Origin of the sequence: Mycobacterium pinniadriaticum (assembly GCF_026242045.1) — a bacterium.
Lineage (GTDB): Bacteria > Actinomycetota > Actinomycetes > Mycobacteriales > Mycobacteriaceae > Mycobacterium > Mycobacterium pinniadriaticum.
On sequence record NZ_JAPJDO010000003.1, the window covers coordinates 320,326 to 339,975 of the forward strand.

Genomic DNA, 19,650 nt, shown 5'->3' on the forward strand with positions numbered 1-19,650 from the left:
TCAGTGTCCCCCACGCGGAGGCGGGAGTTGGGACAATCGGTGGTTCAGCAGGAGATCAGCAGTATCGCCAGTTCACCGGGGGTAGGCGAATGCGGGCTAGGCGGACGACACGCTCAGCTCTGCCGACCGCAGCTCGAGCACGTGACGGACCTTGGCCGCACGACGCAGCCGCCTTGCCCAGGCCACTGCCAACGCGCCGAGCACCAGCACAGCCAGCGCCACCAGCCACGGATAGCCGCCGTGCTCATGCACCCAGGTGGCCAGGGCGCTCTGAAGACGGCCGGCGGTGGCGATCACCGGATCCTCGGCGGTGGCGCTGCCGCTGAACAGACGTACCTCGTAGACGCCGTAGTACGCGACGTACAGTCCGACGATGACGACGAATGCGCCGCCGATCCTGTTGATATAGGGCAGGATTCGGCGCATGCGATAGATGCCGATCGGGTTGGCGAATGCCGCGGCGATGGCCAGGACGCCGACGATCAGCGACATCCCGGCGGCGTACACCAGATAGGTCAGCAACCCATTGACGATGAGGCCGCTGCGGAAGCTCGCCGCGGTGACAGCCAGGAACGGGCCGACGGTGCAGGACAGCGACGCGATTGCGTAACCCACCCCGTAGCCGAACATGGAACTCCCGCGCGCCGTCGGCACCCATCGGCTACTTCGCACTACCGGGTTCAATCCCGGAAGGTGCCGGCCCGCCAGCGACCAGATGCCCAGAGCGATGAGGACACTGCCGATCACCACCGTCACATACGGGAGATATCGGTGCACGGTCGAGGCCGCCGACACGGTGAGCAGCCCGAAGGCGCCGAACACGGTCATGAAACCCAACACCATCTCGACGGTGGCCACCAGCGCGCGGCGAAGCGCGCTGAGCTCGCCGATGGAGTCGCCACGCACAACCAAGGTCATGTAGACAGGCAGCATCGCAAAGCCGCACGGATTGAGAACTGCGACCAATCCGGCGCCGAAAGCAAGCCCCATCAGGCCTTGTTCCACGATGCCCCGCGCTCTAGCTCATCCGTGCATCACTGTGCCGGCCTCCGCATCACACACCCCTGTCTCCCGGCGACCCAGCGTTGGCGTTCGGGTAGGACACGAGGCGCGGGGCGCCCCGGTTCAATCGAAAAAAATTGGTCCCGGTGAACCTGAGGGCGGCACTCGCCCCCGAGGCCCCTACTCCGCGTCGAGGTACTGGCCCACCCGGGCCAGCGCCTCGTCGAAGACCTCAACCTTCTCACTGCGCTTCTCGTTGGCCGGTTGGGCGGCACCACGAGCGCCCTCGGCCTCCACTCGGGCTGCGCCCTGACGCCGCAACAGACTGAAGTTCTTCTCCCTCGCCTGCCGTAGCCTGCTCTGCAGATCCTTCAGCTGCTTCTCGTCCATGCGGGCGAGGGCTTCGGGGTGGCACTCGCCGATCAACGAGCTTTCCTGTGCGGTCAGGTTCACATGGTGGTTGCTCACCGTTGATTCATAGCCTGCGCCAGGCGCACCCGGACGACGAATCGCCGCACGGATCGCCGAACCGTCACGCCGGGGCCACGTGTAGTTCACGGTGCGCATGCAGACCTCTGACCGTCCAGGGCCCCCAGCAGGCACGCCGGACAGCCAACTTCAGCCCCCCTGGCCAGCACCTTTGTCGATTCTCGACAATGCCGCGCTCACCCGTCGGCGCAAGTAACATCTCGCCCGTGACCGGTGAGCGCGCCGACATCCGTCCGCACCTCGTCTCGGGTGTGGCCGCGACGATGACGGTGCTGGCCATGGGGCTGGGCTATGCGATCTCGATCGGCGATCCCACCGTCCTGTCGACCAATCTGCAGTTCGTCGCCGACGGACTGCAGATCTCCCCGGACACAGCGTCGTTCGTGGCCAGCCTTGCATCGTTGGCCATGGCGGCGACCGTGCTGGCCGCGGGTGCACTCGGCGACAAATTCGGGATGCGGCGGATGTATCTGGTCGGGTTGTGCGGCTCGATCGTCTTCAGTGCGATCTCGGCTGCCGCGCCGATGTCGACGGTCTTGATGGTCGCCCGTGCGGGCGAGGGCGTGGCGCTTGCGTTCCTGATCGGTTTGTCGCTGGCGATCACGAACGCGGTGTTCCCACCAGCCCGGCGGACGGCCGCGATCGCCGCGTATTTCGGTGTGGGGTACATCGTCTCGACCCCGCTGCCCGCGATCAGCGGGAAGCTTGCCGATGTGATCGGTTGGCGGGCATGCTTTTTCGTCGTGCCGATCATCGCGGTGGTCGGCCTGGTGATCACCTGGCGCTATGTGCCCGCCACCGTCCGCGCGCACCGGCGGTTGGACCTGGTCGGCCTGTGTCTGTTCGCCGTCACCCTGCTCGGGCTGATCTATGGCTTCTCACGGTTGGAGATGGGCATCGATCGAATCGGTGTCGTCTCGATCGCCGTTGGTCTGCTGGCCGGCGGCGGGTTCGTGATCCACGAACGGCGCACCCCTGAGCCGGCACTGGATATGCGGGTCTTCGGTTCGGGACGATTCAATGCCGCCGCCACCGCCGGGCTGGTCTTCAACTTCGTGACCGCCGGATCGTTGGTCGTGCTGTCTTTCTACCTGGTCACAATCCGCCAGGATTCACCGCAGCTGCTCGGCCTACTGCTGATACCGGCCACCGCGTTGTCGGCCGCGGCCGCCACCCTCGCCGGTCCGGCCATGAATCGGGCGGGTGCGCGCACGGTCCTGGTCGGTGGATTGCTCGTGGCGTTGAGCGGCCTGATATTGATGCGGTTCTTCGACCTGAACACCTCGACCCTGGCGGTCTTCGTGGCGGTGGCTCTGATCATGGTCGGCGGCGCGCTTGTCGGCACTCCGCAGGCCACCATCATGATGTCCAGCGCGCCCGACGAGCTCGGCGGCTCGATCGCCGGGGTCAAGAGCGCGATCAACGAGGGCGGCTTTTCCCTCGGGCCCACGATCTTCGCCTTGGTCGGCGTGAACTACTTCTTCAACAGCATCGTCGGAGAACTCCACGGGTCGGGCATCACCCATGAGGACGTGCGGGACGCGATGCGAACCGCACACGGTGGCGGGCACGACGCCCACGTCCTCGATCCCGAGCTTGCACGGTTGGTGGTCGAGCATGGGCCGCACAATATGGTCGAGGCGATCCAGACCCTGAGTCTGGTGATGGCCGTCGCGCCGGTTATCGCCATCGTTCTTGCGCTGTGGTTGATCAAGCCCGAGCGCAAGGACGCCGCCTCGCGCTGAGGGCTCCGGCAGGCGGCGACCACATCCTTTGCCCCATCGAGTTGTTGACACGCCATTGACGGCTGTATCGATGACCATCAATATAGAACCGTGTCCGATCCATCGTCGTCCCCGGGTGAGCCCTGCTGCCCACCGCTGACACACCAACCGCTGGGCTCGGACTGGGCCGGCGAGTTGGCCCGGATGTTCAAGGCGCTGGGCGACCCGGTGCGCCTCCGGATATTGAGCCTGATCGCCAGCCACGAGGGCGGGCAGTGCTGCGTCTGCGACATCACACCCACGTTCGACCTCTCCCAGCCGACCATCTCTCATCACCTCAAGACGCTGCGCGAAGCCGGCCTGGTGGACTGCGAGCGACGCGGCACCTGGGTGTACTACTGGGTGATACCGGCAGCCCTGGAACAGTTGTCGACGGTCCTGACCCTCGACATCACCGATTTCCCGACGACACCCGATCGCGCACCGGAAAGGACCTGCCGATGAGCACCAAACCGTCCGTTCTCTTCGTCTGCATACACAACGCGGGCCGTTCCCAGATGGCGGCGGGGTTCCTGAGCGCCTTGGCCGGCGACGCCATCGAGGTGCGCTCGGCCGGCAGTACCCCCGCCGACGTGGTCAACCCGGCCGCCGTCGAGGCCATGGCCGAGGTCGGGATCGACATCTCCGCCCAGTCGCCGAAGATCTTGACGACCGACGCGGTGGAAGCCTCCGACGTGGTGATCACGATGGGCTGTGGCGACACCTGCCCGTTTTTCCCCGGCAAGAGCTACCGCGACTGGGTGCTGGAAGATCCCGCCGGCAAGGGCGTGGCGGCCGTGCGCCCCATCCGGGATGAAATCAAAGCCCGGGTCGAAGCACTGATCGCCGAACTACTCCCCCAGTCTGCAGACAATCAAAACCCGGTTTAGGAACAGCAATTCGGATCCAGAACGGCCACCAGCGCCGCAACCGCGTCGCGGTGCGGCTGGTGGTAGACACTCATACCGCGACGCGTCGACTCGACCAGCCCCGCATTGCGCAGCTGGGTCAGGTGATGACTGGCCGTGGACTCACTGACCCCGATCGCCGTCGCCAGTTCCCCACTGTTCAGCTCCCCACCGGGCGCTCCGAACAACAGCGACATGATCTTCACCCGTACGGGGTCGGCCAGCGCCTTGAGGCGCAGCGCCACCGCCAGGGCGGCCTCGTCGCTCATGGGACCCGCGGCCACAGGCGCACAGCACACCGGCGCGGACATATCGATCGTGGGCAGGGCCTTGGGCATCGCCCCATCATGCCAGAAGTATTGACATATATCGAAAAGGTGGCATCCTGAGTGTCATCAGTAGTTCGATATATGTCCCACAGGTTTCCAGGAGGCTCCCATGTCCCGTGTTCATCTGGCCCTCAACGTCGATGATCTCGACGAGGCAATTGCGTTCTATTCCAAACTGTTCGGCGCGTCTCCGGCCAAGGTCAAACCCGGCTACGCCAACTTCGCCATCGCCGAGCCGCCCCTGAAACTGGTACTGCTGGAGAATCCCAGCCGCGGCGGTAGCCTCAACCACCTCGGGGTCGAAGTCGAGACCAGCGAGCAGGTGCACGCCGAGATCGCCCGGTTGGCAGACGAAGGGCTGTTCACCGAGGAGGAGATGGGGACGACCTGCTGCTTCGCCACTCAGGACAAGGTATGGGTGACTGGTCCCGGCGGCGAACGCTGGGAGGTCTACACCAAGCTGGCCGACTCCGAGACCTTCGGCGTCAGCCCGCAGACCGGCACACCGGCCGATGGCCCCGGTTGCTGTGGCGCAGCCGCCGAACAGCACACCGATGCCGCAACCCAGGCGTCCTGCTGCTGAACCGACGACCGTTTGATTGTCGCGTCGTCTCTGAAATCATTGTGGCGCAATGCTGTTGCGCCTGCTCACCACCAGACGGTGGCTTTGTCGCTTTGCCTGGGCGCCGCCAGGGGCTGCGCACTGCCGAGCAGATTGCCGGTGCTGGTGCTGCAGAACCGGTACATCGGTAGATCGAAGACACTGTTGCTCATCGGCCGCTCGAAGAAGTAGCCAAGCCGTTCGGCGGCGATGAACAGAATCATGAACAACAGGCCCAGCGCGATGCTGCCGACGTAATGGGTGGCGACGTGGAGAAGATTGAACGCCACGAGGGCGAACACCCACGCCAGCCCACGCACGAACATGTCGTAGTGGGCGGGGATGGGCTGATTTCGGATGCGCTCCAGTCCGCCCTGCGATGTCACCAGGCCCCTGTTGACCGACATAAGCATCAGCCGGGTCGGGCTGTCGATATGACCGCTTGCGGCGAGCCCTTGAATATCGTGCGCCTGCTCGTTGAGCAGCTCGATCGTAGTCGCCTCCGGCGGGTCCTCGGTGAGGTCGACGACGCCGGGAAGAGGTGCGACGCCACGTAATTCGGCAGCCAACTGCCAGGCGTAGCGCACTTGACGACGCCGTATCCGCTCGAGAACCGACGCCATGTCTGCCGACCCGTCATCGACCGAGGACAGAGCATGGTGCATGGCCCGGCTGTCGTTGATGACAGCACCCCATAACGTCCGCGCCTCCCACCAGCGCTGGTAGGCGTTCATGTTGCGGAAGCCGACGAAAATCGACGCCACGATCCCGGCAGTGGCCAAGATCGCGTCGTAGTCGTTCGGATCGACGGTGTCTGGAAGCGGCAGCAGGACCGCGGCAATCACCACCACCGCGAGCAAGTCGTACCTGAGCTGCCAGCCCACCAGCCCGAGAACCTTGACCGGACCCGCTGGCCCCACGCTGCGGATCATCGGTACGCCCCGGCACGGAGCCCGCGGACGGATCGGTTTCCGTTCTCCGCACAACGCCGTATGGCGGTCGCGAGCAGTGACCAACTTCGTGTCATTCGACCGTATGAGCTCTGGACCACCCGTCTATCCTCGCGGTTCAGAGGTATTCCGCAGTCGGACTGACCGGATTTGGACCCCGACCAGTCGATCCCCGGGACGTCTTCGCTGTTCACGTGCGCTTTTCGGGATCGAAGTGCCGCGCTTTGCCGCCACGAACTCATGCGACCTTCACGTGCTCGGGCCTTATCAGGTCCGTCGCCGACCAAGGTAGAAGCGTTCGGCGGTGCCGCCGAAGATCTGCGCCGCTTCGTTGTCGGGTAGAGCCCGCGTCAGCCCCCGTGCCAGCGACAGCCAGCTGAGGTACTCAGTCGCCAGGTGATCAGCGGCCAGTCGCTGCCGAACATCAGTCGCGTCGGTCCGAAATATTCCAGCAGTATGTCGGTATAGGGCACCAGGTCGCACGGCGACTACGGTGCGGACGCCTCGGTGAGCAAGCCCGAGAACTTGCAGCAGGCATCGGTTGATGTCGCGATCGCGACCGTCTTCTCGGCCCATGACTCGATCAGCCCGCCACGAATTTCAGGTTTCGAGGCGTGGTCGATCGCACACCGCAGATCCGGGTGCCGGTCGAGAAATCGCAGCAGCGGATCGGCGACGGTGGCCGCAGCCTGGACCACGATGGTGCCCTCGATGCCTGCGACGTCTAACAGTGCCTTGAGATGGGTCCTCGCATTGAGCCGAAACCGCTGCTCTTCTCCATACAGTAGGAACCAACTAGCGGCACCGTCTGTTCAACGCCGAATTTCACCGCGAGCGCCCCAGCGGATTCGAGCGCGGTTCGCCAGGTCCCGTCAGCATGGAACGGCGACGAACCGCGGGACCGTTTCGGAGTTTCGCCCGCCGCTGATGTATCGTTCCCTGGCGTCCGTCGGGCGGTTTCCGGCAGACACGCGGGCTGTGGCGCAGCTTGGTAGCGCACTTCACTGGGGGTGAAGGGGTCGCAGGTTCAAATCCTGTCAGCCCGACCGCTTTCGTTAGCGCAATATGGTTGCGCGACGCAGTAGTGTCTCGACATGAGGCAGTATTCGGACGCTCAGTTGGTCGAGGCTGTCCAAGCGTCCCGATCGTGGCGGGGTGTTCTGCGTACCCTCGGGCTGGCAGGCACTTCGGCGGCGGCCATGCGCTCCGTCCGCGCCCAGGCAGACCGGCTCGCACTGGACTACAGCCATTTCACCGGGCAACGGCGGTGGACCGACCAGGACCTGGCCACAGCGATCCAATCGGCCACGACGTGGGCTCAGGTCGGGGAGACGCTCGGGCTGGTCGGCGGCTCAAGTATGCCGACGCTCCGTGGCCACGCCCTGCGGCTCGGCCTCGACACCGCACACCTGTCGCGCCCTCGGAAGGCGCACGCCTCCGAGCCCGGAATGCGCCCCCAGCTGCGCCATCTCGGTCGAGCGGGCTCCCTGATGGCCGCCGCATGGTTCGAGCTCTGTGGCCACCAGGTGTCATGGCCGCTCGAGCCGACTCGCTACGATTTACTTGCCTGGATGGGCGACTCAGCCGCACGCATTCAGGTCAAGACGACCAAGGTGAAGCAGGGATCGTCTTGGACGGTGTGGATCTCCAACACCGGAAAGGTGCGCTCCACTTACGATCCCGACGAGGTCGACTACTTCTTCGTGATCGACGGGGACTTCAACTTCTACCTGATCCCCATCGCCGCCGTGGGCGGACTCACCGCGATCCAGCTGTCGGCCTATGCCGACTATCTGCTACCGCGCGAGCCGCCTACACCATGAGCAGCCGGTAGAGCCCGATCAGCCCGACCACGACGATCACCGCACGCAGCACGTTCGGTGCGAGTCGCCGGCCATAGTGCGCACCCAACCACCCGCCGACCAAAGAGCCGGCGGCGATCAGCCCCGCCGCTTCCCAGCTCACCCGATCGAACGCGACCACCGTGTAGCCCACCGCGGCGACGATGTTCACCAGCAGCGACAGCAGGTTCTTGGCCGCGTTCATGCGTTGGATGTCCTCGGGCAGCAGCGCCCCCATCACCCCGATCAGCAGGATCCCCTGCGCCGCGGTGAAGTACCCGCCATAGATCCCGACCGCGAACGTCCCGGCCACCAGCGCCGCCATCCGCCGCGGCGATACATGCGACGCCGATCGCCCCGCTTGCTCGGCGCGCGCCCGCGCATACGCCTGGATTCGCGGCCCGATCACCACCAGCACCAGGGCACCGACCAGCAGCACCGGAACGATCCGGGTGAAGACCCTCTCCGGCAGATGCAGCAGGAGAAACGCCCCGATGGCCGCCCCCACCAGTGACGCCGGGATCTGCCAGCGCAGCCGATCCCACTGCCCACCCAGTTCCTTGCGGTAGCCCCACGTCCCCGACACCCCGCCGGCCACCAGACCGATCGCGTTCGACATCGTCGCCGTCACCGGTGGAAACCCCAACGCCACCAACGTCGGGAAGGTGATCAAGGTGCCCGAACCGACCAGCGCATTGATCGCACCCGCGCCCATCCCGGCCAGGGCGATCACGATCATGTTCCAGACGGGCACCCCGGAACCCTATCGCCGACCGCCAGCCACCAGCGACACCGGCCACACCGCCCGCCAAACAGGCTCCACGCCAACGTGATACGTCACACACCACCACACCGCGGCCTCGGCACCTAGCCTCAACCCTATGAGCGAGATACCGACCACCGACGACGCGCTGGCCGCCCTGTCCATGCCCCTGCTCGACGCGATGATGACCCAACGGGCCGTCCGCCGCGTGAAACCCGACCCGGTCGATGACGCCATCGTCGTGAAATGCATAGAACTGGCGCTGCGAGCCCCCACCGGATCCAACGGCCAGAACTGGGAGTTCATCGTCGTCAAGGACCAGCACGTCAAGGATCAGCTGGCCAAGCGCTACCGTCAGCCCTGGTCCATCTACGGTGCCATCGGCCGGCGAACCGCCGCCAAGGACGAGTCGACGCTCAAGATCCTGAAAGCCGTGGAATGGCAGGTCGAGCACTTCAGTGAGATCCCGGTGCTGGTCATCCCCTGCCTGCGCGGCGGCATGCGCCTGCCCTACGTTCCAACGCCGTTCGTCGGTGAAACGTCCTACTTCGGCTCGATCTACCCCAGCGTGCAGAATCTGCTGCTCGCCGCCCGGGCGATGGGCCTGGGCGCATCGCTGATCACCATGCCGCTGTGGAACGTCACGTCGGCGCGCAGGATCCTGCGCCTACCGCTGTCGGTGACCCCGGTCTGTGTGGTTCCGCTCGGCTGGCCGCGCGGCCGATACGGGCCGACGACCCGCAAACCCGTCGAAGACGTGGTGCATCTCGACTCCTACGGCAACCGCGCCTGGCTCGGCACCTGACCCGGCGCGCAGCAGTCAGCGACCGCCGTGGCCTCCGCCACCACCGCCGCCGTGCGGAACGGGATGGCCGCCCGGGCCGGCACCGCCATGCGGGTAGGCGTTAAAGCCCGGCTCGGCCACCTCGGCCTCGGTCAACTGGTCGCTGACGTCGGGGATGATCGCCGGCGCGCAGTTCATCGAGAAACTGTCCTCGGTGTCGGTTTCCTGGCAGGCCAGCACCCGGGGTTCGGCGCCGGGAAATGCTCCCGAGAACACGGCGACGGCGGGTGCCGCGGCGATCATCAAGCCGGCGGCCCCATAGATCAGGCGCCGAGTCGGCACCATTGATGCAGCAAACTCCATACCTGGCAATCTACTGGGCGGCAGCCGTGAAAACGCTTCAAACCCGCCGATTCAGCGCGGCTTGGCCTTGCGCTTCTCCCGCATCCGCACGTTGATCCGGATCGGGCTGCCCTCGAAACCGAAGGTCTCCCGCAGCCGGCGCTCCAGGAACCGCCGATAGCCCGCTTCCAGGAAACCGCTGGTGAAAAGCACAAACGTCGGCGGACGCGCGGTGGCCTGGGTGGCGAACAGGATGCGGGGCTGCTTACCACCGCGCACCGGCGGCGGAGTGGCGGCCACGACTTCCTTGATCCAGGTGTTGAGCTGGCCGGTCGAGATCCGGGCATCCCACGACGCCAGGGCGGTCTCCATCGCCGGCACCAGCTTCTGCACCGCCCGGCCGCTCTTGGCCGAGATGTTCACCCGCGGAGCCCACTGCAGCTGAGCCAGCTCACGGTCGATTTCCCGGTCCAGCAGGTAGCGCCGGTCCTCGTCGACGAGGTCCCATTTGTTGAACGCCAGCACCAGCGCCCGGCCCGCGTCGATCACCATCGAGAGCACCCGCTGGTCCTGCTCGGTCAGCGGCTGCGATGCGTCGATCAACACGATCACCACCTCGGCGGCGTCGATCGCGCTGTGCGTGCGCACCGAGGCGTAGAACTCGTGTCCGCTGGCCTGCCCGACCCGTCGGCGCAATCCGGCAGTGTCGACGAAACGCCAAGTCTTGCCGCCCAATTCGATCAAGGAGTCCACCGGGTCGACGGTGGTTCCGGCGACGTCGTGTACCACCGAACGTTCGGCACCGGCCAATCTGTTCAGCAGCGAGCTCTTCCCGACGTTGGGCTTACCCACTAACGCCACCCGGCGCGGCCCCCCGGTCGCCGGGGCGACCTCCGAGGCCTTGGGCAGCGCGGCCATCAGGCCATCGAGAAGGTCGGCCACCCCGCGGCCATGCATCGCGCTGATCGGATGGGGCTCCCCCAGCCCCAACGACCACAGCGCCGCCGCGTCGGCCTCGCCTTTCTCGTTGTCAACCTTGTTGGCCGCCAAGAACACCGGCTTACCCGACCGCCGCAGAATCCGCGCCGCCGCTTCGTCGCCCGCGGTGGCGCCGACGGTGGCATCCACCACCAGGATCACCGCGTCGGCGGTCTGCATCGCCACCGAGGCCTGTTCGGCCACCAGCTGCTGCAGGCCCTTGGCATCGGGCTCCCACCCGCCGGTGTCCTGCACGACGAACCGACGCCCGATCCAGGATGCGTCGTAGGACACCCGGTCGCGGGTCACGCCCGGCAGGTCCTGCACGACCGCTTCACGCCGGCCGAGGATCCGGTTGACCAGCGTCGACTTGCCGACATTGGGCCGCCCGACGATCGCCACCACCGGCGGCGGCGCGAACGCCTCGTCGTCCTCGGCGGCGAAGCCCTCCTCGGAAAGCTCCCAGTCGCTCTCGTCGGACCAGGTGCCGTCCTCGCTCATCGCACCGCCCCGCTTCGCTGCTGCACCAGCTGCAGCAGGTGGTCCACCACTTGTGCCTCGGATATGTCTCCGGTGTCCACGATCAGCGCATCCTCGGCCGGGCGCAGCGGCGACACCGCCCGAGTCGAGTCGAGGTGATCCCGGCGACGAACATCGGCAAGCACGGTCTCGTAGTCGTCGGCCAGTCCGGCCGCGACGTTCTGGTCGTTGCGCCGCCGCGCGCGAGTCTCGGCCGAGGCGGTGAGGAAGATCTTCACATCGGCATCGGGTAGCACGACGGTGCCGATGTCGCGACCCTCGACGACAACATTGTCGGGCCCGGAAGCCAGTTCCCGCTGCAGTGCCACCAGCCGGGTGCGCACCTGCGGAACCGCCGACACCGCCGACACCGCGCGCGTGACCTCGTCACCGCGAATCTCGACCGAAACATCTTCGCCGCCAAGGTAGGCCCGATCGACCTCCGGGTCGTAACCCACCGACAGCGGCACGTCGGAGGCCGCCGCGATCGCCTCGGGATCATCCAGGTCCACCTGGGCGCGCAGCATCGACAGCGTCGCGATCCGGTACATCGCCCCGGTGTCGAGGTAGTGCGCGCCCAGCGCGCGCGCCAAGGCCCGCGACACCGAGGACTTTCCGGTTCCGGCCGGACCGTCGACCGCCACCACGAGACCACTCACAGCCCTACCGCCTTGTACAAATCGCCGACTTCCTTGCGGCTCAGCGCACGAATGCTGCCCGGCCGCTGCTCACCGAGGGCCACCTCGCCGATGTTGGTGCGCACCAGCGCCTCCACCGGGAAGCCCGCCGCCGCCAGCAGCCGACGGACGATCCGCTTGCGGCCCTCGTGCAGGGTCACCCGCACCAACGTCTTCCCCGGCACCGCGTCGACCACCGCGAAGTCGTCGACCGCGGCCGGGCCGTCGTCCAGCTCGATACCCGTCCGCAGGGTTTTACCCAAACCCTTTGGCACCGAACCGGTTACCGTCGCCAAATACGTCTTGGGCACCTCGAACGACGGATGCATCAGCCGGTGCGCCAGCTCACCGTCGTTGGTCAGCAGCAGCAAACCCTCGGTGTCGGCGTCCAGGCGCCCGACGTGAAAGAGGTTCTTGTTGCCGCGCACCCGGTGTTCCACCAGGTCGCCGATGCACGGCCGGCCGCGGTCATCCGACATCGTCGAGTGCATACCCCTGGGTTTGTTGATCGCCAGGTACATCATCGTGTCGTCGAGCACGATCCGCGTTCCGTCGACGCGGATATCGGCGCGGGCCGGGTCCACCCGGGTGCCCAACTCGGTGACGATCTGCCCGTCCACCTCCACCCGGCCGTCGACGATCATCCGCTCGGCGACCCGCCGCGAGGCGACTCCGGCCTGCGACAACACCTTCTGCAGCCGCACCCCTTCTGGCTCAGGCATCGGTGTCCACATCGAAGGAGACGTTCGGATCAGCGGCGCCGCCCCCGGACAGCTTGGCGAAACGTGGCTCGGTGTCCAGGTTTTCGCTCAATTCATCGATCACGTCGACATCGGGCAGCAACGGCGCGATATCGGGCAGGTCGGTCAGTGACGACAGCCCAAGCCGTTCCAGGAACAACTCGGTGGTGGCGAAGGTGGTCGCACCGGTGTCCTCGTCGGTGCCCGCCTCGGTGATCAGCCCGCGCGCCACCAACGTCCGGATCACCGCATCGACGTTGACGCCGCGCACCGCACTGACCCGCGCACGGGTCACCGGCTGGCGGTAGGCCACGACGGCCAAGGTCTCCAATGCCGCGCGCGTCAGCTTCGAGCGTGACCCGTCCAGCAGCAGCCGTTCCACATACGGCGCGAACCGGGCCCTGGTGTACATCCGCCAGCCGCCGCCCGCCTCGCGCAGCTCGATACCGCTGTCCCGGGCGGCCAACTCGGCGGCCATCACCTCGAGCTTGGCGGTGATGCGATACACCGGCTGATCGGTCACCGATGCCAGCGCCTCGGCGTTGACCGGGGTGTCCACCACCAGCAGTAACGCCTCCAGCACCCGGGCCAGTTCGTCGTCGTCCAGGTCGGCGTGGGCGACGTCGAGATCCAGGTCGGCCCCAAGATCCAAGTCGGGTACTTCGCCTGCGTCGTCGGTCATGGTTGATTCTGTTCTTCTTCCCACTCGGATCTGACCAGCTCTTCGTTTACCTGCCGGTCCCCGGTCCATGAAACCTGGAGCACACCAAGTGGTTCTGACTGCTCGAATGCTACCGTCCTGGCCCGATACAGTTCGAGCAGCGCCAGGAAGCGCCCGACGATCTGGATCGGTGCATCGCAGTCGGCCACCAGCTCCTTGAACGACGCCCACTGCCCCACCCCGCGCGCCGAGAGGAACTCCAGCAGCCGCTCGGCCTGCTCGGGCACCGACACCTGCGGTGCGTGCAGATGTTCGGTGGCGACGGTCGGCACCGGTCGCGGGGTGAATGCCGCGGCCGCGATCTCGGCGAAGCTGACCGCGTCGACGCCCAGCATCACCTCGGGAAGCAGGTCGGCGAAGCGTTCCTCGAGCGCCACCGCACGCGGGTAGCTCCGGAGTGCGGCGGCTTCCAGCTCGGCGAACATCTCGGCGACGTGCTTGAACGCGCGGTACTGCAGCAGCCGCGCGAACAACAGGTCACGCACCTCCAGCAGCGCCAGGTCCTCCTCGTCGTGCACCTCACCGGAGGGCAGCAGCCGGGCGGCCTTGAGGTCGAGCAACGTGGCGGCGATCACCAAAAACGTGGTGGTCTCGTCGAGCTCCAGTTCGGGCCCGATCGCGCGGGTGTAGGCGATGAACTCGTCGGTCACCTGATGCAGTGCGACCTCGGTCACATCGAGGCGGTGGGCGAAGATCAGCTGCAGCAGCAGATCGAACGGACCCTCGAAGTTGGTCAGCGTGACACGGAAGCCCTTTTCGGGCGCCGGTGGTTCGGTCACTTGCCGAAGCGGTCGATGACCTCACGGGCCAGCGATCGATATGCCTGTGCGCCAGCGGATTTCGGTGCCCATGTGGTGATGGGCTCGCCGGCGACACTGGTCTCGGGGAAGCGCACGGTGCGGCTGATCACGGTGTCGAAAACCAGGTCGCCGAAGCGTTCCAGGACACGCGCCATCACTTCGCGGGCATTGACCGTGCGATTGTCGAATCGGGTGATCAGAATCCCGCTGATCGACAGCCGCGGGTTGAGCCGCTCGCGCACCTTGTCGACGGTGTCGGTGAGCAACGCCAGCCCGCGCAGCGAGAAATACTCGCATTCGGTCGGGATGACCACCCCGTCGGAGCAGGCCAGCGCGTTGACGGTGAGCAGGCCCAGCGACGGCTGGCAGTCGATCAACACGTAGTCGTAGCGGTCCAGCACAGGGTGCAGCGCACGAGCCAGGGTCTGCTCGCGGCCGACCTCGTTGACCAGCTGGATCTCGGCGGCCGACAGGTCGATGTTGCTGGGCACCAGGTCGAGGTTCTTGACCCGGGTGTTGATCAGCACGTCGTCGATACTCACCCGCGGCTCGACCATGAGGTTGTGCACGGTGTTGGCCAGCTCGTAGTGCGGCACGCCGAGCCCCGCCGACAGGGCGCCCTGCGGGTCGAGGTCGACCAGCAGCACCCGGCGACCGTACTCGGCCAGCGCTGCACCCAGGTTGATCGTGGACGTGGTCTTGCCCACCCCGCCCTTCTGGTTACACATCGAAATGACCTTGGCCGGCCCGTGCGACATCAGCGGCTGTGGTTCGGGAATGTGTCGGGGCGGGCGGCCGGTGAGACCGATGGGGGCGTCGTCGTCTGCCTCGTCGGTCACGCCGTGCCCCCCGTCATCAGGCGATTCGGCGGCGTGGCGGACATCCGCGAAAGTCTAACGGTGTGTCGCCCCTGCGAATGGCAGACCCGCGACATCATGCGCGCGGATGTGCGCCGGCCCAGACTTCGCGCAGGGCATGCACCGTGACCAGGGTGTAGATCTGCGTAGTGGTGACCGAGGCGTGTCCGAGCAGCTCCTGGACCACCCGGACGTCGGCTCCACCGTCCAGAAGGTGGGTGGCGAAGGAGTGCCGCAGGGTGTGCGGAGACACCGCCGCGGAGATACCGGCCCGCTCTGCGGCGTCCTGCAGCACCTGCCAGGCGCTCTGCCGTGACAGCCGGCCGCCGCGGGAATTGAGGAAGATGGCCGGCGCGCCGCGGCCTCGGCGCGCCAACTCCGGACGGCCACGTACCAGGTAGGCGTCCAGTGCGGCGATCGCCGGCCGACCGACGGGCACCAGCCGCTGCTTGCCGCCCTTGCCGCGCAGCAGCACCGACCGGGCCTCGGTGTCGATATCGTCGACGTCCAGCCCGACCGCCTCGGAGATCCGCGCGCCGGTCGAATACAGCAGCTCCAGCAGGGCACGATTGCGCAGCGTCAGCGGCCCGTCCGACGGGCTGTCTCCGCCGGCACCCTCGATCAGAGCCAGCACCTCGTCGAGGGTCAGGCTCTTGGGCAGCCGACGGCTCGGGGTGGGCGGCTTGACCGCCCTGGCGACGTCGACGCCGATGATCCCTTCGGCGGCGGCGAACCGGTGAAATCCGCGCACCGCGATCAGGGCGCGCGCCGCCGACACCGCCGACAGCGGAACCGCGCCGGCGTCGGGATCGCCGCGGCGCAGCGCCACCAGGAAGTCACTGACGTCGTTCTCGGTCACGTTGGTCAGATCGTCGATGCCGCGCAGGGTGAGGTGCTCGACGTAGCGGCGCAGGTCGCGCCGGTAGGAGCTGATGGTGTTGGCCGCCACGCCGCGCTCGATGGTGAGGTGGTCGAGGTAGCCCTGCAGCTGGCCGTCCAGCACCGATCGGAGGGCAGGAGCGGAGCGACCCGGGATATCTGCTCGCAGGGCAGGCCCCGGGACATTGGCCGAGAACGTGGTCATAAACGGGCCTTCCCTGCGGCGAACGCGGTCGGGCGATCGGGGAACGGCACATCGACCGGCCTGGTCGGTTTGCCGTCCACCAGGACCGCGTGTGCGGCCAGGATGCCCGCCACCGCAGTCGAATTCACGATCTCGCCGGCCAACACCTGCCGCATGGCATCCGCGATACCGACCCAGTGCACTTCCAGGTCGGCTTCCTCGTCATGCCCCTTCGGGCGGCCGACGTCGGTCAGGTCCCGGGCCAGATACACCCGCAATGCCTCGTCGCAGAAACCCGGGGATGAGATCAGATCCACCAGCACGCACCAGTGCTCGGCGGTGACGCCGGCTTCCTCCTGCAGTTCGCGCGCAGCGGCCACCGCGGGGTCCTCCCCCGGGTCGTCGAGCAGCCCGGCCGGCAGTTCCCACAACCGGCGGCCGATCGAATGGCGGTATTGGTAGACCATCGCCACCCGGTCGGCGTCATCGACCGCGGCGATGGCCACCGCACCGTAATGCTCGACCACCTCGCGTTTGGCGATGTTGCCGCCGGGCATGCGCACCTGATCGATCCTCAGGGCGAGAATGTTTCCGCGGTAAACGGTTTCGGAGGAGACGGTCTCGAAATCGTGCTTAGCCACGGGATGAGTGCTCTGGAACCTGCTCGGCCAGCGGCTGCGCCGGGTGTTCCTTGCCGTTGGGGTGGTGACGTTCGGGAATCTCCACCGGCAGCCGCTCGGCCGCCTTGTAGTCGATGGCCGCACCGACGAATGCGACGAACAGCGGATGCGGCCGGGTCGGCCGGCTCTTGAGCTCCGGATGAGCCTGCGTACCGACCAGGAATGGGTGTGTTTCGCGCGGGTATTCGACGAACTCGACCAGGTGACCGTCGGGTGAGGTCCCCGAGAACCGCAGCCCGCTCTGCGAGATCTTCTCGCGGTAGTCGTTGTTGACCTCGTAACGGTGCCGGTGCCGCTCCGACACCTCCGTCGACTGATAGGCGTCGGCCACGATCGATCCCGCTTGCAGCGTCGCCGGGTAGGCGCCGAGCCGCATCGTGCCGCCCAGGTCTGCCTCACCGGCCACCGCCTCGCGCTGGTCGGCCATCGTTGAAATCACCGGATCCGTTGTGTCCGGATCGAATTCCGCTGAGTTGGCGTCGGTAAGCCCCACCGATCGGGCCGCTTCGATCACGATGCACTGCAATCCCAGACACAACCCGAGAACCGGCAGTCCGCGGTGGCGCGCATGCCGGATCGCGCCGATCTTTCCTTCGATTCCGCGGATACCGAACCCGCCCGGTATGAGCACCGCGTGCACGTCGCCCAGTGCGGTGGCCGCCCCGCTGTCGGTCTCGCAGTCATCGGAGGCCACCCAGCGCATCTCCACCTTCGCGCGGTGTGCGAACCCGCCCGCGCGCAGCGCTTCGGCCACCGACAGATAGGCGTCGGAGAGGTCGACGTACTTGCCCACCAACGCGATTCGCACGGTCTCCTTCGGTTCGTGTACCCGGCCCAGCAGGTCGTTCCACTGCGTCCAGTCCACGTCGCGAAACGGCAGATTCAGCCGACGCACCACGTAGGCGTCGAGTTCCTCGCGATGCAGCACCTTGGGGATGTCGTAGATCGACGGCGCGTCGGGGGTCGAGATCACCCCGTCGATGTCGACGTCGCACATCAGCGCGATCTTGTTCTTCAGCGGCTCGGGCACGTCGCGGTCGCAGCGCAGGATCAGCGCGTCCGGGGTGATGCCGATGCTGCGCAGCGCCGCCACCGAGTGTTGGGTGGGCTTGGTCTTGAGTTCACCCGACGGGGCCAGATAGGGCACCAGGGAGACGTGCAGGAAGAAGCAGTCCTCCCTGCCCACCTCGTGGCGGACCTGTCGCGCGGCCTCCAGGAACGGTAGCGATTCGATGTCGCCGACCGTGCCGCCGATCTCGGTGATCACCACATCGGGTCGGTTACCGGACGCGTCGGGTTCGGCCATCGCCAGGATCCGGCCCTTGATCTCGTCGGTGATGTGGGGGATCACCTGGACGGTGTCACCCAGATACTCGCCGCGGCGCTCCTTGGCGATCACCGACGAATACACCTGACCGGTGGTCACATTGGCCGAGCCGGACAGGTTGCGGTCCAGGAAGCGCTCGTAGTGGCCGACGTCGAGATCGGTCTCGGCGCCGTCCTCGGTGACGAACACCTCGCCGTGCTGGAACGGGTTCATCGTTCCCGGATCGACGTTCAGATACGGGTCGAGTTTCTGCATCGTCACCTGCAGGCCCCGCGCGGTCAGCAGCTGGCCGAGGCTACTCGCCGTCAGGCCTTTGCCGAGGGACGAAACAACTCCACCGCTGACGAAGAGGTGCTTGGTAGCGGTCTGCGGGTGCTTGCGCAATGGTGGCAAGAGCAACCTCCGTGACGACGGGCAGGGGATCGCTGTGAACTAGCTGGGGCCTGCCGACCCACGGAATCTCACCCTAACACCGACCCCGACAAGGTGGCGCTAACACGCCCGTGGGCTGAGTTACCTCTGAGTTACTCCCCGGCCGAGTTACTCCCCGGCCGGGTTACTGAGGAACGGTGATCGACGTGGCGCCCGGACCGATGCCGAACTTCCCCGTCGGCGCCCCGTTGATCAGGTTCTGCAGTGCCAGCACCGTGGTGATGCGGCCGGACTCGACGCTGATGTCGTCGACGGTGGTCACCGCGCTGGCCATGCCCGCGTCGGCACGTGCGACCGCCACCGCGGAGGTTCCGCCCGCCGACCCGTCCCGGCCGGCCAGCACGGTGCCCGCCCCGTGTGGGGCCATCCCGGCGGCAAAGCGCGCCACGGTGGAGCCCTGATTACCGGCGTCGTCGCCCAGCGCACCGCCGGTGATGACGACCGCGGTGTCGGCCGCCCCGATGTGATCACCGGAGTAGGTGAGAAATCCGGTGTCACGAAGCGCGGCCAGCACCGTGTCGCGCTGGACGTCGTCGGCCGGTTTGACTTCGGGATTGCGGTTGATCAGCAACGCGATCCCGAGCAGATCACCGGCTTGGGAGCCCTGGTCGACCAGGGTGGTGCTCAGCTGCGCCCCGGCGGGCACGATCGACGAATTGACCACCGAGCGCAGTTTCTCCGCCGAGTTCGCGTCGACGAACTCCCTCGTCAGCGCGACCGTGCCGGTGACGGTGCCCCCGGCCTGACCGATGAGCCGGCTCGTCGCCGCCACGTCGTCGTTGTCGGCGTCGGGAGTGCGGAACAGCACCACCGATTTGCCCGCCAACGCATCCCGCACGATCCGGCTCGACATCTGCGTGTCGAAATCGTTGGCGGCGCCGAGCTTTTCGTTCAGGGCGTTGCGCTGGTCGGTCAGCGCGCTGATCTGCTTGTTGAGGTCCTGCTTCTCGGTGCGCAGCCCGGACAGCAACGTGTCGGAGAGCACGCCGGAGCCGAGGAACACCCCGACGGCCAGCGCAAGGAACACCGCAGCCAGCGAAATGGCATGTTGGCGTAGCGAAATCACAGCGATGAGCCTTTCTGC

At 66.7% G+C, this 19,650-nt stretch carries 24 protein-coding genes and 1 tRNA gene; 7 read left to right on the forward strand and 18 right to left on the reverse strand.

The window, feature by feature from the left end:
* Window positions 1–96: 96 nt before the first annotated feature.
* Together ORI27_RS05785 and ORI27_RS05790 are read right to left on the reverse strand one after the other, a co-directional pair.
* Window positions 97–1,005, reverse strand: coding sequence for a cytochrome c biogenesis CcdA family protein (locus tag ORI27_RS05785; protein ID WP_265995605.1), 909 nt, complete (start codon window positions 1,003–1,005; stop codon window positions 97–99).
* A 177-nt stretch (window positions 1,006–1,182) separates the two neighbouring features.
* A complete protein-coding gene (locus tag ORI27_RS05790; protein ID WP_265995606.1) occupies window positions 1,183–1,470 on the reverse strand; it encodes a hypothetical protein in 288 nt (95 codons plus the stop codon).
* 227 nt (window positions 1,471–1,697) lie between these two features.
* Here ORI27_RS05790 and ORI27_RS05795 point away from each other — a divergent pair, with 227 nt between their 5' ends.
* From ORI27_RS05795 to ORI27_RS05805, 3 genes are all read left to right on the forward strand, one after another.
* Window positions 1,698–3,236, forward strand: coding sequence for an MFS transporter (locus ORI27_RS05795; protein WP_265995607.1), 1,539 nt, complete (start codon window positions 1,698–1,700; stop codon window positions 3,234–3,236).
* 90 nt (window positions 3,237–3,326) lie between these two features.
* On the forward strand, window positions 3,327–3,719 hold the full coding sequence (locus ORI27_RS05800; protein ID WP_265995608.1) for an ArsR/SmtB family transcription factor: 393 nt from the start codon (window positions 3,327–3,329) through the stop codon (window positions 3,717–3,719).
* Window positions 3,716–4,144, forward strand: coding sequence for an arsenate reductase ArsC (locus tag ORI27_RS05805; protein WP_265995609.1), 429 nt, complete (start codon window positions 3,716–3,718; stop codon window positions 4,142–4,144). Before ORI27_RS05800 ends, ORI27_RS05805 begins: the two co-directional genes overlap by 4 nt.
* On the opposite strand, the gene ORI27_RS05810 is transcribed toward ORI27_RS05805, so the two are convergent.
* Complete coding sequence (locus ORI27_RS05810; RefSeq protein ID WP_265995610.1) at window positions 4,141–4,500, reverse strand: Rv2640c family ArsR-like transcriptional regulator; 360 nt, start codon at window positions 4,498–4,500, stop codon at window positions 4,141–4,143. The genes ORI27_RS05805 and ORI27_RS05810 overlap by 4 nt on opposite strands.
* Before the next feature lie 100 nt (window positions 4,501–4,600).
* Here ORI27_RS05810 and ORI27_RS05815 point away from each other — a divergent pair, with 100 nt between their 5' ends.
* Entirely contained in the window at window positions 4,601–5,074 is a 474-nt protein-coding gene (locus ORI27_RS05815; protein WP_265995611.1) for an ArsI/CadI family heavy metal resistance metalloenzyme, read from the forward strand.
* Between the two features lie 65 nt (window positions 5,075–5,139).
* Here ORI27_RS05815 and ORI27_RS05820 read toward each other — a convergent pair whose 3' ends face one another.
* The 3 genes from ORI27_RS05820 to ORI27_RS05825 all read right to left on the reverse strand — a co-directional run bounded on the left by ORI27_RS05820 (window position 5,140) and on the right by ORI27_RS05825 (window position 6,740).
* A complete protein-coding gene (locus ORI27_RS05820) occupies window positions 5,140–6,012 on the reverse strand; it encodes a bestrophin family protein (RefSeq protein WP_265995613.1) in 873 nt (290 codons plus the stop codon).
* A gap of 380 nt (window positions 6,013–6,392) precedes the next feature.
* Complete coding sequence (locus tag ORI27_RS33095; RefSeq protein ID WP_407666221.1) at window positions 6,393–6,515, reverse strand: hypothetical protein; 123 nt, start codon at window positions 6,513–6,515, stop codon at window positions 6,393–6,395.
* Window positions 6,516–6,530: 15 nt separating this feature from the next.
* On the reverse strand, window positions 6,531–6,740 hold the full coding sequence (locus tag ORI27_RS05825) for a hypothetical protein (RefSeq protein ID WP_265995614.1): 210 nt from the start codon (window positions 6,738–6,740) through the stop codon (window positions 6,531–6,533).
* A gap of 274 nt (window positions 6,741–7,014) precedes the next feature.
* On the opposite strand from ORI27_RS05825, the gene ORI27_RS05830 reads away from it, so the two are divergent.
* Both ORI27_RS05830 and ORI27_RS05835 read left to right on the forward strand, forming a co-directional pair.
* Window positions 7,015–7,088 (forward strand) — tRNA-Pro (locus tag ORI27_RS05830).
* 48 nt (window positions 7,089–7,136) lie between these two features.
* The gene (locus ORI27_RS05835; RefSeq protein ID WP_265995615.1) at window positions 7,137–7,865 is read left to right on the forward strand and encodes a group I intron-associated PD-(D/E)XK endonuclease; all 729 of its coding nucleotides are present in this window, start codon (window positions 7,137–7,139) and stop codon (window positions 7,863–7,865) included.
* Here the strand turns inward: ORI27_RS05835 and ORI27_RS05840 are convergent.
* Window positions 7,855–8,622 carry a sulfite exporter TauE/SafE family protein gene (locus ORI27_RS05840; protein WP_265995667.1) on the reverse strand — a complete coding sequence of 256 codons (768 nt, stop codon included), beginning with the start codon at window positions 8,620–8,622 and terminating at the stop codon, window positions 7,855–7,857. The two genes, ORI27_RS05835 and ORI27_RS05840, sit on opposite strands and share 11 nt — an antisense overlap.
* A 142-nt stretch (window positions 8,623–8,764) precedes the next feature.
* Between ORI27_RS05840 and ORI27_RS05845 the strand changes: the two genes are divergently transcribed.
* Window positions 8,765–9,451, forward strand: a complete 687-nt coding sequence (locus ORI27_RS05845) for a nitroreductase family protein (RefSeq protein ID WP_265995616.1) — start codon at window positions 8,765–8,767, stop codon at window positions 9,449–9,451.
* A gap of 15 nt (window positions 9,452–9,466) precedes the next feature.
* Here the strand turns inward: ORI27_RS05845 and ORI27_RS05850 are convergent, their stop codons facing one another.
* The 11 genes from ORI27_RS05850 to ORI27_RS05900 all read right to left on the reverse strand — a co-directional run bounded on the left by ORI27_RS05850 (window position 9,467) and on the right by ORI27_RS05900 (window position 19,632).
* The gene (locus tag ORI27_RS05850; RefSeq protein WP_265995617.1) at window positions 9,467–9,793 is read right to left on the reverse strand and encodes a hypothetical protein; all 327 of its coding nucleotides are present in this window, start codon (window positions 9,791–9,793) and stop codon (window positions 9,467–9,469) included.
* Window positions 9,794–9,844: 51 nt separating this feature from the next.
* Complete coding sequence (gene der, locus ORI27_RS05855; RefSeq protein ID WP_265995618.1) at window positions 9,845–11,251, reverse strand: ribosome biogenesis GTPase Der; 1,407 nt, start codon at window positions 11,249–11,251, stop codon at window positions 9,845–9,847.
* Window positions 11,248–11,928: a (d)CMP kinase gene (cmk, locus tag ORI27_RS05860; protein ID WP_265995619.1), complete on the reverse strand. Its 681-nt coding sequence runs from the start codon at window positions 11,926–11,928 to the stop codon at window positions 11,248–11,250. The genes der and cmk overlap by 4 nt, the downstream gene beginning before the upstream one ends.
* Window positions 11,925–12,668 (reverse strand): pseudouridine synthase, encoded by a 744-nt coding sequence (locus ORI27_RS05865; RefSeq protein WP_265995620.1) that lies wholly within the window; start codon window positions 12,666–12,668, stop codon window positions 11,925–11,927. Before ORI27_RS05865 ends, cmk begins: the two co-directional genes overlap by 4 nt.
* The gene (gene scpB / locus ORI27_RS05870; protein ID WP_265995621.1) at window positions 12,661–13,368 is read right to left on the reverse strand and encodes an SMC-Scp complex subunit ScpB; all 708 of its coding nucleotides are present in this window, start codon (window positions 13,366–13,368) and stop codon (window positions 12,661–12,663) included. The genes ORI27_RS05865 and scpB overlap by 8 nt, the downstream gene beginning before the upstream one ends.
* Window positions 13,365–14,186, reverse strand: coding sequence for a segregation/condensation protein A (locus ORI27_RS05875; protein ID WP_265995622.1), 822 nt, complete (start codon window positions 14,184–14,186; stop codon window positions 13,365–13,367). The genes scpB and ORI27_RS05875 overlap by 4 nt, the downstream gene beginning before the upstream one ends.
* Window positions 14,183–14,965, reverse strand: a complete 783-nt coding sequence (locus ORI27_RS05880; RefSeq protein ID WP_407666227.1) for a ParA family protein — start codon at window positions 14,963–14,965, stop codon at window positions 14,183–14,185. Before ORI27_RS05880 ends, ORI27_RS05875 begins: the two co-directional genes overlap by 4 nt.
* Before the next feature lie 175 nt (window positions 14,966–15,140).
* Window positions 15,141–16,148 carry a site-specific tyrosine recombinase XerD gene (gene xerD, locus ORI27_RS05885; protein WP_265995626.1) on the reverse strand — a complete coding sequence of 336 codons (1,008 nt, stop codon included), beginning with the start codon at window positions 16,146–16,148 and terminating at the stop codon, window positions 15,141–15,143.
* Window positions 16,145–16,768, reverse strand: a complete 624-nt coding sequence (locus tag ORI27_RS05890; protein ID WP_265995628.1) for an NUDIX domain-containing protein — start codon at window positions 16,766–16,768, stop codon at window positions 16,145–16,147. Before ORI27_RS05890 ends, xerD begins: the two co-directional genes overlap by 4 nt.
* Window positions 16,761–18,518 (reverse strand): CTP synthase, encoded by a 1,758-nt coding sequence (locus tag ORI27_RS05895; protein WP_265995668.1) that lies wholly within the window; start codon window positions 18,516–18,518, stop codon window positions 16,761–16,763. The genes ORI27_RS05890 and ORI27_RS05895 overlap by 8 nt, the downstream gene beginning before the upstream one ends.
* Before the next feature lie 172 nt (window positions 18,519–18,690).
* The gene (locus ORI27_RS05900; protein ID WP_265995630.1) at window positions 18,691–19,632 is read right to left on the reverse strand and encodes a copper transporter; all 942 of its coding nucleotides are present in this window, start codon (window positions 19,630–19,632) and stop codon (window positions 18,691–18,693) included.
* Between the last annotated feature and the right edge of the window lie 18 nt (window positions 19,633–19,650).